Genomic DNA, 13860 nt, shown 5'->3' with positions numbered 1-13860 from the left:
GAACACCGGCGAGGACGACGGCTCGCGTTGTTGACGCGCCGCGCTGCTGCGGGACGATCCTCAGCTCGTGCGCGGACTCGGACACCGAAGCGGTGCGGCACCGCCGACACGCGCGCCAGCTCGACCCGAAGGTCGCCGAGATCGCCCCGCGCGAGCTCACCGTGGTGCACGCCGCTGAACGCATCAACGACCTCCGCGCCCCATCAGGCGACCGGCTCGAACAACTCAACGGCGACCGAGCCGGGCAGCACGGCATCCACATCAACCAGCAGTGGCGCACCTGCTCCACTGGCGCAACGGCGACGCCCCGCGACGTGGGGATCGTCGACTACCAACTGACAGGAGGACCAGGTGAACACCGAACTCATGGCCCCGGTCCACCCCGGCGAGATCCTCGACGAGTAGTTCCTCCAGCCCCTCGCCAGCACCCAGTACCGGCTCGCCAAGGACATCGGCCTCCCCGCCCGGCGCATCAACGAGATCGTGCACGGCAACCGCGGCATCACCGCCAACACCGCGCTGCGCCTGGCCCGGTGCTTCGGCACCAGCGAGCGGTTCTTCCGCAACCTCCAGGAGCACTACGACCTGGAGGTCGAGAAGGACCGCCTCGGGGAGGAGCTGGACCGGATCACGCCGCTCGCCAACGCCGGCTGACGGTCAGGCGGACCCGCCCCCTCCAGCTCGGAGCCGGGCGGTTCCGCGGGCGAGCTCCTGGAGGAGCGTGCGGGGAGAGCTGATTCCCCATCGCCCAAGGCCCCGGACACGAGAAAAGGGCCTGGTCGGAACTCCTTGCGGAGTCCTGACCAGGCCCTTTACCTGTCGGGGTGGCGGGATTTGAACCCACGACCTCTTCGACCCGAACGAAGCGCGCTCCCAAGCTGCGCCACACCCCGATCACTCAACGGCGAACATCTCGGGTGCTCGTCCGCCGCTGAGCAAAGTCTAGCGGATGTTCGCGCGGTCCCCGGAAGGGGGGTTGTCGACGGCGCCGGTCGTCTTCGGCGAGCCGGCCCGCGAGCGCGGGACCAGCGTCAACAGGGTCGCCTCCGGGGGGCAGGCGAACCGCACCGGGGCGTAGGGCGAGGTGCCCAGGCCGGCCGAGACGTGCAGGTGCGTCCGCTCGCCCCAGGTGGACGCACCGCGCGCCCGCGCCCGGTCCAGCTCGCAGTTCGTCACGATCGCCCCGTAACCCGGCACCCGCAGCTGGCCCCCGTGGGTGTGCCCGGCCAGCACCAGGTCGTAGCCGTCGTCGGCGAAGGCGTCGAGCACCCTCGGCTCCGGCGAGTGCGTCAGGCCCAGCCGGAGCTGCGCCTCCTGCGGCGGGGTGCCCGCGATCTTGGAGTACTTGTCCCGCTTCAGGTGCGGGTCGTCCAGCCCGGCCACGTGGATCCGGATGCCGGAGATCTCCACGTCGTGCCAGCGGTGCGTCACGTCCGTCCAGCCGCGCTCGGTCATCGCCGCCCGCAGGTCCCGCCACGGCAGCGGGTCGCCGTGGATCCGCTTCGTCTTCGCCGAGGGCAGCAGGTAGCGCGCCGGGTTCTTCGGCTTCGGGCCGTAGTAGTCGTTGCTGCCGAACACGAACACGCCCGGCCGGTCCAGCAGCGAGCCCATGGCGCGCAGCGCGGCGGGTACCGCCTGCGGGTGGGCCAGGTTGTCGCCGGTGTTGATCACGAGGTCCGGGGCGAGCTCGTCGAGCGCGGCGACCCAGCGCTGCTTGGACCGCTGGTTCGGCATCATGTGCAGGTCGGAGATGTGCAGGACGCGCAGCTCGGGGGCGCCCTCGGCGAGCACCGGGACCGTGGCGCGGCGGAGCGTCCAGCGCCTCCGCTCCACGCCCGCGGCGTAACCGAACGTCGCGGCGCCCAAGGCGCCGCCGGTGAGCATGATCCGACCCAGCTTGTTCACGCCGCCCAGCCTACGACCGGTGGCCGCCCCGCGGTGCCCGGGCGCCCCCGCCGATCACGCTGCCGGTGCGGCGGTCATGCCAGCCGCCAGTAGGCGAGGGCGTAGACGCGGCGGCGGTCGAGGCCGAGCTCGCGCTGGCAGTGCTCGCGGATCTCGTGGGCCGCTGCGGCCTCGGCGCCGACCCAGACGTCGGGGCGCGGGCCGAGGTCCGCGCCGCGCACGGCATCGGCGAGCAGCGGACTCCGCCCGGCAGGCACCCCGTCGCGGTGCAGCCAGGTCCACGCCACGTCCGCGCGGGTGCGCACCGCCTGCCGCTCCGCGGCATCGGCGATCTCCGCGAACACCTGGACCCGGGCGTGCTCGCCGAGCTCCTCGACCATCGCCAGCATCGCGGGCAGCGCCGTCTCGTCCCCGGCGAGCACCAAGCGGTCGGCGGCCGGGTCCGGTCGGTAGGAGGGACTCGGTCCGACCGCGACGAGCTGATCGCCCGGCCGGACCGCGCGCGCCCAGGTCGAACCGGGGGCCTCGTGCTCGTGCACCACCAGGTCGATCGCGAGCAGCCGCCTCCCGGCGTCGAACCACCGCACCGTGTAGGTCCGCTGCTTCGGCTGCTGCTCGCGCGGCAGCGCGAACACCTCGGCGCGGTCCCTGCCCAGCGGCATCGGCTGGCCCGGCCGCGGCAGGCAGAGCTTGATCCGCTGGTCGCTGCCGGTGCTGTCGAAGTCGGCGAGCTCGTCACCGCCGAGCACCACCCGCACCATCCGCGGGGTGATCCGCTCGACCTCGACGACCTGGAGCAACCGGTACCGGGACCGCGCGCGCCGCGTGCCCACCTGCGTGTCCGTCACGACCGCCGAGTGTAGGCAGCGGTCACGGCGGGAAGACGCCCGGCGGGATCGGGATGAACGGCGGATCCGGCCGGTCCCCGCCCGGTGGACGTCCCGGCTCACCGGGGGGCGGCGGCTGCGGGGGCGGCGGGGGCTTCGGCGCGGGCGAGGGCGGCGGGACGTAGCCGGTGCTCACCGACAGCGTCACCGTTTCTCCGGGCAGCGCGAACCCGCGCGGGGTCTGGCTGGTCACCAACCCCTTGCGGCGCTCGCTGTTGACCGAGCGCTGCTCGACCTCGTAACCGGCCTTCTCCAGGGTGCGCTTCGCGCGGGAGGCGCTGATGCCGACCACGTTGGGCACCTGGAACTCGTCGCCGCCGTTCTCGTACCGGTCGCTGACCTCGGGCAGCGGCATCGTCGGAAGGCCCTGGTGGATCTTCTCCATCGCCTCGAACCAGGTCCGCGCCGGAACCTTGCCGCCGTAGATGTTGCCGCCGTTGGCCCCGCACAGCCTCGGTGGCGTGCTGTCGCAGATGCCCTGCGGCTTGGTGCCGTCGGAGAAGGTGAGCACGGAGCCGGCGTACTGCGGGGTGGCGCCGATGAAACCGGCGGACTGGTGGGCCTCGGTGGTTCCCGTCTTGCCCGCCATCGGCCGGGACCAGCCCGCGCTGTTCGCCGCGCCGTAGGCGGTGCCGCCCGCCTGGTCGTCCTGGCTCATGCCGACGGCCATCGCGTTCGCGAGTCCCTCGTCGACGGCCTGCTCGCAGGGGTCCTCGGTGATCGAGATCGGGTTGCCGTGCCGGTCCACGATCTGATCGACCGGGGTCGGCGGGCACCAGGTGCCGCCGCTCATCACGGTGGCCGCCACGTTCGCCAGCTCCAGCGGGCTGGTCGGCCCGAAGCCGAGGGTGAACGCGCCGATCTTCTTGTCCTTGATCGAGTCGCCCATCGAGGGCCCGTTCGCCGCGTTCGGCGCGAGCGGATCACCGCTGAGGTTCGAGTGCAGCAGCGTCTGCCGCATCCCCAGCCGGGTCGCCATGTCCACCGTCTCGTTCAGCCCGACCCGTTCCTGCAGCGCCACGAACGCGGTGTTCGGTGAGGTGGCCAGGGCCTTCTGCAAGGTCCGCGGACCGGCCGTGACACCCTCCGCGTTGCCGACGGTGTAGGGATTGGTCCCGTTCCGGTAGACGGTGGAGGTGTAGGTGCCCGGCGCCTGGATGGTGTTCTTGATCCCCATCCCCTTCTCCAGCGCTGCGGCCGCGGTGAACACCTTGTAGACCGATCCGGCGCCGAACTTCGCGACTCCGCTGGGCAGCGCGTAGGAGGTCTGGCCGCGGGAGGCGTCGTTGCCGAAGTCGCGGTTGGCGACCAGCGCCCGCACCTGGTGCTCGTCCTTGCCCGGCTCGACCACGGCCATCACGTTCGCGATGCCGTCGGTGTCCTTCGGGACGTGCTTCTCGGCGGCCTCCTTCGCCGCGTTGGTGGCCCGCTGGTCCAGCGTGGTGCGGATCGTGTAGCCACCGGTGCGCAGCTCCTGCTCGGCGAACCCGGCGTTCTGCAGGTAGTCGATCACGTACTTGCAGAAGAACCCGTCGGCCGGGCCTGCGCCGACGCAGTTGTTCGGCGTCGTGCGCAGCGGAGCGACCAGCCCGAGCGGGGCGGAGCGGGCGTCCTCGGCGGTGCGCTCGTCGATGCGGTGCTGGGCCTGCATGGCATCGATCACCAGGTTGCGGCGGAACTTCGCCTCCTGCGGGTTCGTCGCCGGGTTGAGCGCGCTCGGGCTGTTCACGATCCCGGCGAGCAGGGCGGCCTGCGGGACGTCGAGCCGGTCGGGCGTGGTGTCGAAGTAGGCGCGGGACGCGGCGGCGACCCCGTAGGTCTGGTTGCCGAACGGGACCACGTTCAGGTATTTGGCGAGGATCTCCTCCTTGCCGAGCCGCTTCTCCAGCTGCAACGCGATCCGGATCTCCCGGAGCTTGCGGGCCGGGGTCTGCTCGGTCGCCTTCGCCTGCTTGATCGGGTCGTTCGCCGCGGCCACGTGCACCTGGTAGTTCTTCACGTACTGCTGGGTGAGCGTGGAGGCGCCCTGGGCGATCTCGCCGGACATCTGGTTGGTGACCGCGGCGCGCACCGTCCCGGCCCAGTCGACGCCCTCGTGCTCGAAGAACCGGCGGTCCTCGATCGCGATGATCGCCGCCTTCATCGACCGCGAGATCTGGTCCGGCGCGGCCGGTGACCGGTTCTGCTCGTAGAGGTAGGCGATCGGAGATCCGACGCGGTCGGTGATCGTGGTCACCAGCGGAGGGTCCTGCGTCATCAGCTCGGAGGAGATGTTGTTCACCGCGTCGCCCGCGCGGTTCGACACCACCCCGAGAGCTCCGGCTGCCGGGAAGAGCATCCCGGCGACCAGAACTCCGGCGAGCACACACAGACCGAAGAGCTTCAGCAAGCTGTCCCGGACACGCACGACGGCAAGACTAAGTGGTTTTACCGACAGCAACACGCCGCTGTCAGCCGGTTCCCCCCGATGTGATGAGGGTCAAAGATAACGGAGCGACAACCCTTGGTTGGTTGTGGAACCGGGGGGCTCTAAAGTTCGTCCACGTCCAGCGACAGCATCGTTGCGGCGCGAGTCGCGTCGCGGCTTCCGGTGCCGGGGGGCTCCGGACGAAATTCGGTCGCCGACGATCCAGTGAGGAGCTGGGGGAGCCTTATGTTCGAGCAGGGGGACTGGCGGGTTCAGGCAGCATGCCGGGACGAGAATCCGGACCAGTTGTTCGTCAGGGGAGCTGAGCAGCGCAAAGCGCGAATGATCTGCTACGGCTGCCCGGTGCGGACGGAGTGCCTCGGTGAGGCGCTCGACAACAAGATCGAGTTCGGTGTCTGGGGCGGAATGACCGAGCGGGAGCGGCGCGCGTTGTTGCGCCGTCGCCCGGAAGTCCGCAACTGGCGCGAGCTCCTGGAAGCGGCGCGGGACGACTACGCCGACATCGACCAGTACCAGGCGGGCTGATTCGCTCGTCGTGAGCACGGGCCGGGCGGCTCGATTTTCGAGCCGCCCGGAAACCGGTTCACTCGTTCAGCCGAACTCGTTATCCGGCAGGAATGCGCGCGTCCGTCGCCCGAATTCCACTGCCCGGGAAAAGTGGATTATTCCACTGCGAGTCGGCGTCCTATCTCGCGCAGCCCGGCGAGGTCGTGCACCTCCGCGGGCAGCGCGGGCACGCCCACCAGCGCCACCTCGGGGTGCGCCCGGGTGAACCGGGCCAGCATCCGGCGCTCCCGCTCGGCCACCGCGACCCGGTCCGAGTGCACCCGCAGCACGGCCGCTGCCAGCGGCGAACCGCCCGCGGTGTCGAGCTCCTCGGCAGCGGCCAGCGCCCGGCTGCCGGTCAGCTCGGCGAACACCGGGTGCGTCCGGTTGGCGACCAGCCCGGCCAGCGGCATCTCCTCGGCGGTCAGCCGCTCCACGAAGAAGGACGCCTCCCGCAGCGCGTCGGCCTCCGGGGTGGCGATCACGACGAAGGCGGTGCCGGGGGAGCGCAGCAGCCGGTAGGTCTGGTCGGCCCGCTCCCGGAACCCGCCGAACGTCGAGTCGAAGGCCTGCACGAACGCCGAGGCGTCGGCCAGCAGCTGCCCGCCGATCACGGCGGAGACGGCCTTGGAGAACATCCCGAACCCGGCGCCGACGATCTTGCGCAGGCCCTTGCCGCCCGCCTTCGCCGGCGTGGACAGCAGCTTGATCAGCCGACCGTCGAGCACGGTGGACAGCCGCTGCGGCGCGTCCAGGAAGTCCAGCGCGGACCTGCTCGGCGGGGTGTCCACGACGATCAGGTCCCACTCCCCGGAGGCGGCGAGCTGCCCGAGCTTCTCCATCGCCATGTACTCCTGCGTGCCGGAGAAGGAGGTGGAGATGGTCTTGTAGAAGGGGTTCTCCAGGATCTGCCGGGCGCGTTCCCGGCCGGCGTGCGCGAGCACCATGTCGTCGAAGGTGCGCCGCATGTCCAGCATCATCGCGTTCAGGTCGCCGGTCGGCTCGAAGTCCTCCAGCACCACCTGCCGCGGCTGGTTGTCCAGCTCCCGCATCCCCAGCGCCTGCGCCAGCCGCCGCGCCGGGTCGATCGTGAGCACCACCGTCTTGCGCCCGCGCTCGGCGGCGCGCACCGCGAGGGCGGCGGCGGTGGTCGTCTTGCCGACACCGCCGGAACCGCAGCACACCACGATCCGGTTCGCCGGGTCGTCCAGCAGCGCGTCCACGTCGAGCGCGGTCATCGCGACCTCCCCACGCCGTGCTCGGTGAAGATCTCGGCGAGCTCGTAGAGCTCGGCGACGTCGATGCCCGCGGTGAGCTCCGGCAGCGCGATCGAGGGCAGGTCGGCGGCGGCCAGCCGTTCGCGGGCGTCCTGCTCGGTCCGGGAGCGCACCGCGTGCTCCACGGTCTCGTGCACCAGCCCGTCCAGCAGCTCCTGGTCCGCGTGCACTCCCGCCGCCTCCAGGCCGGCGCGCAGCCGCTCGGCGTCCACCCGGCCCGCCGCCGCGGCGGCCACCGAGCGGGCGGGCAGGTGCCCGTCGCGGACCCGGTTCAGCAGCACCGCGCCGGGGCGGAGTTCTGCGGCGTCGAGCTCGGCCACGGCCTCCAGCGTCTCGCGCACGGGCAGGTCCTCCAGCAGCGTCACCAGGTGCACCGCGGTGTCCGCGGAGTGCAGCAGCCGCACCACGCCCTCGCTGTGACCGCGGATCGGGCCGACCTTGGCGAGGTCCGCCATGGCGCGGGTGACGTCGAGGAACTTCACGACCCGGCCGGTCGGCGGGGCGTCGAGCACCACCGCGTCGTAGACGTGACGGCCGCGCTCGTCGGTGCGCCCGACGCACTCCTTCACCTTCCCGGTGAACAGCACGTCGCGCAGACCGGGGGCCAAGGTGGTGGCGAACTCGATCGCGCCCATCCGCTTGAGCGTCCGGCCCGCGAAGCCCAGGTTGTAGAACATCGACAGGTATTCGAGCAGCGCGGGCTCGGCGTCGACCGCCAGCGCGCGCAGCTCGCCGCCGCCGGGGGCGGCCGCGATCGTCTCCTCGGAGTAGGGCAGCGGCGCGGTGTCGAAGAGCTGAGCGATGCCCTGCCTGCCCTCGACCTCGATCAGCAACACCCGTCGTCCCCCGGTCGCCAGCGCCAGCGCCAGGGCGGCCGCCACCGTCGTCTTGCCGGTGCCGCCCTTGCCGCTGACGATGTGCAGCCGAGCGTCGTCGAGTTCGGCGTCCCATCCGGTCACGCGATCAGCGTAGGCGGGCCGCGGGGGTGCTGTCTTCCGCACGTAGCAGCGGTCTCCCGCTCCGGCATCGGTGGAACTGCTCAGTCCCGGATGCGCAGTGCTCAGGTGCGGCGGGTTTCCGGCGGTGGGCGGCCTGCGCAGTTCTGCGCTCCGGCCGCGTCCGGCACGGGTGGGACGGCCGGGCGGCGGGATCGTGACGCGGTCCGGCCGAGGGCGGACCGGACCGACGTGATCAGCGCGGTGGCGCGGGCGCGCGGGCGGAGCGGGCCAGCGGCGCCGGGAGCGCCGACCGTACCTACGCTGGTGACCATGACCAAATGGGAGTACGCGACCGTACCGCTGTTGACCCACGCGACGAAGCAGATCCTGGACCAGTGGGGCGAGGACGGCTGGGAGCTCGTCTCCGTGCTGCCCGGCCCGACCGGGGAGCAGCACGTCGCCTACCTGAAGCGCGCGAAGGAGTCCTGATCGTGGGCGCCTGGAAGGAACGGCTCGCCGAACTGGGCATCGAGCTGCCGGAGGTCGCGACTCCCGTCGCCGCGTACGTGCCAGCGGTGCGCAGCGGTGCGCAGGTGTTCACCTCCGGTCAGCTGCCGTTCGTCGGCGGGAAGCTCGCCGCGACCGGCAAGGTCGGCGCGGAGGTCGACGCCGAGCAGGCCGCGGCGCACGCCCGCACCTGCGCGCTGAACGCGCTGGCGGCGGTGGACGCGCTGGTCGGGCTCGACTCGATCGTGCGGATCGTGAAGGTCGTCGGCTTCGTCGCCTCCGCCGAGGGCTTCACCGGGCAGCCCGCGGTGATCAACGGCGCCTCGGAGCTGCTCGGCGAGGTCTTCGGCGAGGCAGGGGTGCACGCCCGCTCCGCGGTCGGCGTCGCCGAGCTCCCGGTGGGGGCCCCGGTCGAGGTCGAGATGATCGTCGAAGTGGCGTGAGCGAACCGGGCCGCGCGGCCCGGAGCAGGCGGGGAGCCGCGGTGCCCACGGGTGCCGCGGCTCCCGTCGTCCGGGCCTGTCCTGCGCGGCCGATGGTTTGCGCGAGGTAGGCCCCGCGACCCCGCCCGCTACCAGTACGCTGCGGGCGTCGCTACTTCGGGTGATCAGTGTGTGCTCACCCGAATGGCGGTACTAATACCGGCGAGTGTTCGCCAGGGGCTTGCTCATCGCTACGCAGCGAGAGAGAGTCTGCCCTGATCGAGTGCTTGCGGCGTGAGGGGTGCGGGCATTGCTCGCGCCGGGTGACTAGCGAACGAAGCTGGGAGGGGGCGACGTGGCGGTACGCGAAACGGACCTCTTGTGCCACGAGTTGCTGCTTCGACTTGCCGGACGGCTGCCGGACCGGCATCTCTGGCGCTACCGGGACTGGTTGGCGGGCGGTGCCGCCGACGTCGTGGCGCGCTCGCTGCCCGCGACCCTGGTGCGCGAGCGGGTCGCGTTGACCGACGCCGACCACCGCAGGCTCGCGGAGACGCTGCTGCCGCTGGGCGCCGACCCGTCCGCGGTGCACGCGGTGCTGCCCGGCGGCGAGCCGGACCGCTACACGTTCCGCGCCGAGTCCCACGTGGACGACAAGGGCGACCCCGGCGTGCTGGTGCTCGGTGCGACGCTGCGCGGCAGGCAGGGCGTGCGCGAGACGCGCAGCTCCTGGCGGCACCTGCCGGGCACGCGGCCCAAGCGGATCATCTTGGTGGCGGCCTCCGCGGACCCCGTCGAGCTCACCAGCGAACTGCAGCGCATCCTGCGCGCGCTGGGGGACACCGAGCCGTGCGTCGAAGTGCTGCCGCCCGAGGTGGAACCGACCGCATACCACCGCGCCGCGCTCGCCGAGTCGACTCTGGTGTGCTCGGGCGCCGACGAACTCGTGGGACATCGTGGCTGACGGTGCCGGTGCAGGCACCGTAGAAGGAGGCATTCGTGGTGGACGTCGCTGAGGGTGCGGGGCCGGTTGAACGCCTGCACAACCTCCTGCTGGCCCTGACGGGCCGGGTGGACGACGACGCCGTCAATTCGGTTCGCGAGATGCTCGGCATCGGGCAGCTCGCCGCGGCCGCCGAGTTCCTGGTGGGCTGCCTGCTGGCGGGACGGATCCCGGTCACCTCGACGGAGCAGTACAACCTGCGCCGCTCGCTGGACGAGGCCGGCTCGCCGCACGCGCCCGCGGACCGGTTGCACGTGGTGGAGACCGTCCAGGACGAGGGACACCGGTTCAGCGAGCACCACGAGGCGGCGGACCGCTCGGATCACGGGCTGGTCGACGCGCTGGCGCCGATCGCGGGCCGCTTGCCCGGGGTGCGCGCGCTGTGGTGCACGTGGCGCACCACCCCGGCGGGCATCACCTACGGGGCGGTGCCGAGGCGGGTGCTGCTGGCCGAGGTCGGGCCGGACGGATCGATCACCGCGACCGGCTATCAGCTGCTGGAGGCGCTGCGCAGGGCCGGGGTGAACTGCTCGGTGGACGTGTTCACCAGCGGGATGGACCTCCCGCCGTACCACCGCAACGCGTTGGCCACCTCGCGCCGGGTGCACCTGGACCTGGCCGCGCAGGTGGCGATCCCCAGCGGCTCCGCGAACCACGCGCGGGCCCCGCGGGCGACAGCGGGCAGCAAGCCCGGCGGGGGAGCAGACGTCCCGAGTGAGCCAGCCACGGGGCCGGGAAGACGCGCCGAGGCCCCGGTTCCCGATCCAGTCGCCGACTCGGCACGTCCTGACCACGCTCGCCCGGACGCGGTCCGGCCGGAGCCGGTTCGCCCCGAACCCGCCCGCGCCGAACAGGCCCGCCCAGCGCCGCAGCCGCAGCGGCGGCCGGAGCCGGCACCGGAGCCGGGGCCCGCGCAGCGCGGCGAGCCGACGCTGCGGCAGCGCCCGGTGAACCCGGAGGAGCTGCGGGCCCAGCCCGGCGAGCAGGAGGGCGGCGGCAAGAACACCCGCGTCCCGGCGGCGGTGGACGCCAAGCTCACCGACCGGGAGCGCAACCTGCTGCGCAAGCTGCACGAGGAGCTGGCCCAGCGGGAGCAGGACCGCGGTGGCCCGGGGGAGCAGCAGGCGCAACCGGTCGGCGGCAAGCCGCAGGGCCAGGACGCCCGCGGCCACACCATGCCCGGCTCCGCCACCGGTGGTTTCCCGCCCATCGAACGCTGACGCATCGTCCCCCGGGAGCGGGCCCGGTCGGTCCGCGGCAGCGGGTGGCCGGGCCGCGCACCCGTCCGCGGGATCAGAGGGCGGCTCTGCGGACTCCGTCCAGCACGCGTTGCAGGTGCAGACCGCGGCGCACGTCGCAGGGGTGCGCGGTGCGGCCCGAGCGGATCATGGCGAGGAACTCGTCGAGCAGCTGCGCGTAGCACTCGTGCGCCGCGGTCCGGTGGCCGGCGAGCTGGGACTTCCCGTTCGAGCCGTACAGCGTGAACTCGACGAGCGCCGGTTGCACCGGCACCCGCAGCGACAGCGACAGCGTGCTGCTCGCGCCGCTCGCGTGCCCGAGCACCACCTGCCACAGGTCGGACCGGTCCCGTCGGGCGTGGTGCACCTGATTGATCCGGCCGAGCGCCGCGTCCAGCAGGTCCAGCGCGTGCGGGCCCGCGTCCAGCAGCGCCCCGGTGCTCTCCTGCCGCCACGGCGTCGTCGCGTAGTCCCCGGACAGCAGCCCGCCCCCGAGCCACTGGGCGGTTCCCCCGGTCCAGCCGCCCAGGTGCCCCAGCCCGGTCAGCCAGTCCCGGACCTCCGGCGCGAACCGCCGGGTGAGCATGAGCAGCGCCGCCACCCCGCTCTGGCGCACCGCCCCGGCCACGGCCTCGGCCGTCGGCACGTCCCCGGCGAGCGGCTTCTCCAGGATCAGGTGCTTGCCCTCGCACGCGGCCTGCACGGCCAGCTCGCCCTGCACGGCGGGCGGCACCGCGAAGGCCACCGCGTCCACCACGTCGAGCAGCGAGTCGTAGTCGTCGGCCACGTCCGCGTCGTACTGGTAGGCGAGTTCCTTCGCCGCCTCCGAGCGCCGGGACCACACGGCGGTGAGGCGCGTTCCGGGGTGCCCGTGCACGCCGGGTGCGTGCACGCGCCTCGCCCACGGCCCCGCTCCGACGATCCCGACCCGAAGTGCATCGCTCATGCGGTCATCGTCCCCGGCTCCGGATCATCGTGCAGATCGCGGGGGCCGGAAAGCGGGTCCGCGATGGGGAAAAGTCCACGGGTGCAGCGGATTTCACCGCTCTCGCGGGGTGATCGCGGCCCCCGTTCGGCTTAGGGTGGCTGGCATGGTGCGACTTCCGGAGGATCTGACGCTGCCAGCCGGGTTCGTCCCACCGGAGCCACCCGACCCGCCGGTTCCCACCAAGGACGCCGCCACGGTCGTGCTGCTCCGCGACGGAACGCCGGGGCTGGAGGTGTTCCTGCAGCGCAGGGTGAAGAACATGCCTTTCGCCGGCGGCATGACTGTTTTCCCCGGCGGGGGCGTGGATCCGCGCGACGCCGACGCCTCGATCGCCTGGAGCGGCCCGCCGCCGCGCTGGTGGGCGCGCCGCTTCGGCTGCTCCGAGGAGCTGGCCAGGGCGCTGGTGTGCGCGGCGGTGCGCGAGACCTTCGAGGAATCCGGAGTCCTGCTCGCCGGGCCCGCGCCGGATTCGGTCGTCGCGGACACCCGGCCGTACGCGGACGCGCGACCCCGGTTGGTCTCCAAGGAGCTCTCGTTCGCGGCGTTCCTCGCGGACGCGGGGCTGGTCCTGCGTGCGGATCTGCTGCGGCCCTGGGCGAACTGGGTGACCCCGGAGGAGGAGCCGCGCCGGTACGACACCCGGTTCTTCGTCGCCGCGATGCCCGAGGGGCAGCGCGCCGACGGCGTCACCACCGAGGCCGCGCACGCCTACTGGAGCACCCCGGAGGCCGCGCTGGAGGACTGGCGGCAGGGCCGCTGCGGCCTGCTGCCGCCGACCTGGGTGACGCTGTCCGAGATCGCCGCCTGCGACGGCCTGCCCGCCGCGCTGGAACTGGAGCGCTCGCTGGGCAAGGTGCTGCCCCGGCTGGTGCACCGGGACGGCGCGTGGCGCGCGGTGCTGCCGGGGGAGCCGGGTTACGAGGAGCGGGGCCGATGACCCATCCCGCTTACGGGCAGCGGCGAGCGGTGACGCCGTTCGCCTCGGTGCTGCTGGCCACCAACCCGGGGCCGATGACGCTGGACGGCACCAACACCTGGCTGATCGGCGCGGGCCCGCACCGCGCGGTGCTCGATCCGGGACCCGGCGGCGAGCACCTGGAGCGGATCCTCACCCACGGGCCCGTGTCGCTGATCCTGCTCAGCCACCACCACGAGGACCACACCGAAGGGGCCGCCGAGCTGGCCGAGCGCACCGGTGCGCCGGTGCGCGCGCTGGACCCGGCGCTGTGCTCGGGCGCGGAACCGCTGGTCGACGGCGAGGTCCTCGACGCGGCGGGCGTGCGGCTGACCGTGCTCGCCACCCCGGGGCACACCCGGGACTCGGTGTGCCTGCGCGCCGAGCACGGGGGCGTCTCGGCGGTGTTCACCGGGGACACCGTCCTGGGCCGGGGCACCACGGTGGTCGCCCACCCGGACGGGCACCTCGGCTCCTACCTGGGCTCGTTGCGCGCCCTGGCGGAGCTGGGCGCCGGGGTGCTGGCGCTGCCCGGCCACGGGCCGGAGCTGCCGGACGTGGCGGCCGCGGCGGCGGGCTACCTGGAGCACCGCGAGCAGCGGCTCGGGCAGATCCGCGCGGTGCTGCGCGAGCGCGGTTCCGGGATCTCCGCCCGCGAGATCGTGGAGATCGTCTACGCGGAGGTGGACCCGGCCGTGTGGCCCGCCGCCGAGTGGAGCGTGCGGGCCCAGCTCGCCCACCTGGAGGAGCTCGGCGAGCGCTGAGC

General features: G+C 72.9%; 14 protein-coding genes, 1 tRNA gene and 2 pseudogenes. 9 read left to right on the top strand and 8 right to left on the bottom strand.

All coding sequences use genetic code 11. The features are described from left to right. Positions 1-92: 92 nt before the first annotated feature. Positions 93-218, top strand: a pseudogene (locus ACL03H_RS07110) (type II toxin-antitoxin system RelE/ParE family toxin); the annotation flags it as partial. On the opposite strand, the gene ACL03H_RS07105 reads toward ACL03H_RS07110, so the two are convergent. After that, the gene (locus ACL03H_RS07105) at positions 204-368 is read right to left on the bottom strand and encodes a hypothetical protein (protein WP_412810455.1); all 165 of its coding nucleotides are present in this window, start codon (positions 366-368) and stop codon (positions 204-206) included. The pseudogene ACL03H_RS07110 and the gene ACL03H_RS07105 overlap by 15 nt on opposite strands. Before the next feature lie 49 nt (positions 369-417). Here ACL03H_RS07105 and ACL03H_RS07100 point away from each other — a divergent pair. After that, positions 418-654 (top strand): annotated as a pseudogene (locus tag ACL03H_RS07100) (HigA family addiction module antitoxin); the annotation flags it as partial. A 165-nt stretch (positions 655-819) separates the two neighbouring features. Here the strand turns inward: ACL03H_RS07100 and ACL03H_RS07095 are convergent. From ACL03H_RS07095 to ACL03H_RS07080, 4 genes are all read right to left on the bottom strand, one after another. Further along, positions 820-893, bottom strand: a tRNA-Pro gene (locus ACL03H_RS07095). Positions 894-942: 49 nt separating this feature from the next. Beyond that, on the bottom strand, positions 943-1884 hold the full coding sequence (locus tag ACL03H_RS07090; RefSeq protein WP_412810445.1) for a metallophosphoesterase: 942 nt from the start codon (positions 1882-1884) through the stop codon (positions 943-945). A gap of 95 nt (positions 1885-1979) precedes the next feature. Beyond that, the gene (locus ACL03H_RS07085) at positions 1980-2753 is read right to left on the bottom strand and encodes a siderophore-interacting protein (protein ID WP_412810298.1); all 774 of its coding nucleotides are present in this window, start codon (positions 2751-2753) and stop codon (positions 1980-1982) included. Positions 2754-2775: 22 nt separating this feature from the next. Next, positions 2776-5130, bottom strand: coding sequence for a penicillin-binding protein (locus ACL03H_RS07080; protein ID WP_412810297.1), 2355 nt, complete (start codon positions 5128-5130; stop codon positions 2776-2778). 315 nt (positions 5131-5445) lie between these two features. Here ACL03H_RS07080 and ACL03H_RS07075 point away from each other — a divergent pair, with 315 nt between their 5' ends. Next, the gene (locus ACL03H_RS07075) at positions 5446-5745 is read left to right on the top strand and encodes a WhiB family transcriptional regulator (RefSeq protein ID WP_412810296.1); all 300 of its coding nucleotides are present in this window, start codon (positions 5446-5448) and stop codon (positions 5743-5745) included. A 137-nt stretch (positions 5746-5882) separates the two neighbouring features. Here the strand turns inward: ACL03H_RS07075 and ACL03H_RS07070 are convergent, their stop codons facing one another. Both ACL03H_RS07070 and ACL03H_RS07065 read right to left on the bottom strand, forming a co-directional pair. Then, positions 5883-7004 carry an ArsA family ATPase gene (locus ACL03H_RS07070; protein ID WP_412810295.1) on the bottom strand — a complete coding sequence of 374 codons (1122 nt, stop codon included), beginning with the start codon at positions 7002-7004 and terminating at the stop codon, positions 5883-5885. After that, entirely contained in the window at positions 7001-8002 is a 1002-nt protein-coding gene (locus tag ACL03H_RS07065; protein WP_412810294.1) for an ArsA-related P-loop ATPase, read from the bottom strand. Before ACL03H_RS07065 ends, ACL03H_RS07070 begins: the two co-directional genes overlap by 4 nt. Positions 8003-8305: 303 nt before the next feature. Between ACL03H_RS07065 and ACL03H_RS07060 the strand changes: the two genes are divergently transcribed. The 4 genes from ACL03H_RS07060 to ACL03H_RS07045 all read left to right on the top strand — a co-directional run bounded on the left by ACL03H_RS07060 (position 8306) and on the right by ACL03H_RS07045 (position 11133). Beyond that, positions 8306-8470: a DUF4177 domain-containing protein gene (locus ACL03H_RS07060; protein WP_358434781.1), complete on the top strand. Its 165-nt coding sequence runs from the start codon at positions 8306-8308 to the stop codon at positions 8468-8470. 2 nt (positions 8471-8472) lie between these two features. Then, positions 8473-8931, top strand: a complete 459-nt coding sequence (locus tag ACL03H_RS07055; protein WP_412810292.1) for a RidA family protein — start codon at positions 8473-8475, stop codon at positions 8929-8931. A 334-nt stretch (positions 8932-9265) separates the two neighbouring features. After that, entirely contained in the window at positions 9266-9874 is a 609-nt protein-coding gene (locus tag ACL03H_RS07050; protein WP_412810291.1) for a hypothetical protein, read from the top strand. A gap of 35 nt (positions 9875-9909) precedes the next feature. Then, a complete protein-coding gene (locus tag ACL03H_RS07045) occupies positions 9910-11133 on the top strand; it encodes a hypothetical protein (protein ID WP_412810290.1) in 1224 nt (407 codons plus the stop codon). A gap of 73 nt (positions 11134-11206) precedes the next feature. Here ACL03H_RS07045 and ACL03H_RS07040 read toward each other — a convergent pair whose 3' ends face one another. Beyond that, positions 11207-12097, bottom strand: coding sequence for a Gfo/Idh/MocA family protein (locus ACL03H_RS07040; RefSeq protein WP_412810289.1), 891 nt, complete (start codon positions 12095-12097; stop codon positions 11207-11209). Between the two features lie 145 nt (positions 12098-12242). Here ACL03H_RS07040 and ACL03H_RS07035 point away from each other — a divergent pair, with 145 nt between their 5' ends. Together ACL03H_RS07035 and ACL03H_RS07030 are read left to right on the top strand one after the other, a co-directional pair. Continuing rightward, complete coding sequence (locus ACL03H_RS07035) at positions 12243-13076, top strand: NUDIX hydrolase (RefSeq protein WP_412810288.1); 834 nt, start codon at positions 12243-12245, stop codon at positions 13074-13076. Beyond that, the gene (locus ACL03H_RS07030) at positions 13073-13858 is read left to right on the top strand and encodes an MBL fold metallo-hydrolase (protein ID WP_412810287.1); all 786 of its coding nucleotides are present in this window, start codon (positions 13073-13075) and stop codon (positions 13856-13858) included. Before ACL03H_RS07035 ends, ACL03H_RS07030 begins: the two co-directional genes overlap by 4 nt. Positions 13859-13860 lie beyond the last annotated feature (2 nt).

It is taken from the genome of Saccharopolyspora antibiotica (genome assembly GCF_047200635.1).
GTDB lineage: Bacteria > Actinomycetota > Actinomycetes > Mycobacteriales > Pseudonocardiaceae > Saccharopolyspora_C.
The sequence above is the reverse complement of the archived record's forward strand: the minus strand, read 5'-3'. Positions and strand labels throughout refer to the sequence as shown.

Excerpts from the sequence above, each read along its gene's own strand:
- ACL03H_RS07035 (WP_412810288.1), top strand. The coding sequence starts at position 12,243 with ATGGTGCGACTTCCGGAGGATCTGACGCTGCCAGCCGGGTTCGTCCCA.
- ACL03H_RS07090 (WP_412810445.1), bottom strand. The coding sequence starts at position 1,884 with ATGCTCACCGGCGGCGCCTTGGGCGCCGCGACGTTCGGTTACGCCGCG.
- ACL03H_RS07070 (WP_412810295.1), bottom strand. The coding sequence starts at position 7,004 with ATGACCGCGCTCGACGTGGACGCGCTGCTGGACGACCCGGCGAACCGG.
- ACL03H_RS07105 (WP_412810455.1), bottom strand. The coding sequence starts at position 368 with ATGAGTTCGGTGTTCACCTGGTCCTCCTGTCAGTTGGTAGTCGACGAT.
- ACL03H_RS07030 (WP_412810287.1), top strand. The coding sequence starts at position 13,073 with ATGACCCATCCCGCTTACGGGCAGCGGCGAGCGGTGACGCCGTTCGCC.
- ACL03H_RS07080 (WP_412810297.1), bottom strand. The coding sequence starts at position 5,130 with ATGCTCTTCCCGGCAGCCGGAGCTCTCGGGGTGGTGTCGAACCGCGCG.
- ACL03H_RS07040 (WP_412810289.1), bottom strand. The coding sequence starts at position 12,097 with ATGAGCGATGCACTTCGGGTCGGGATCGTCGGAGCGGGGCCGTGGGCG.
- ACL03H_RS07075 (WP_412810296.1), top strand. The coding sequence starts at position 5,446 with ATGTTCGAGCAGGGGGACTGGCGGGTTCAGGCAGCATGCCGGGACGAG.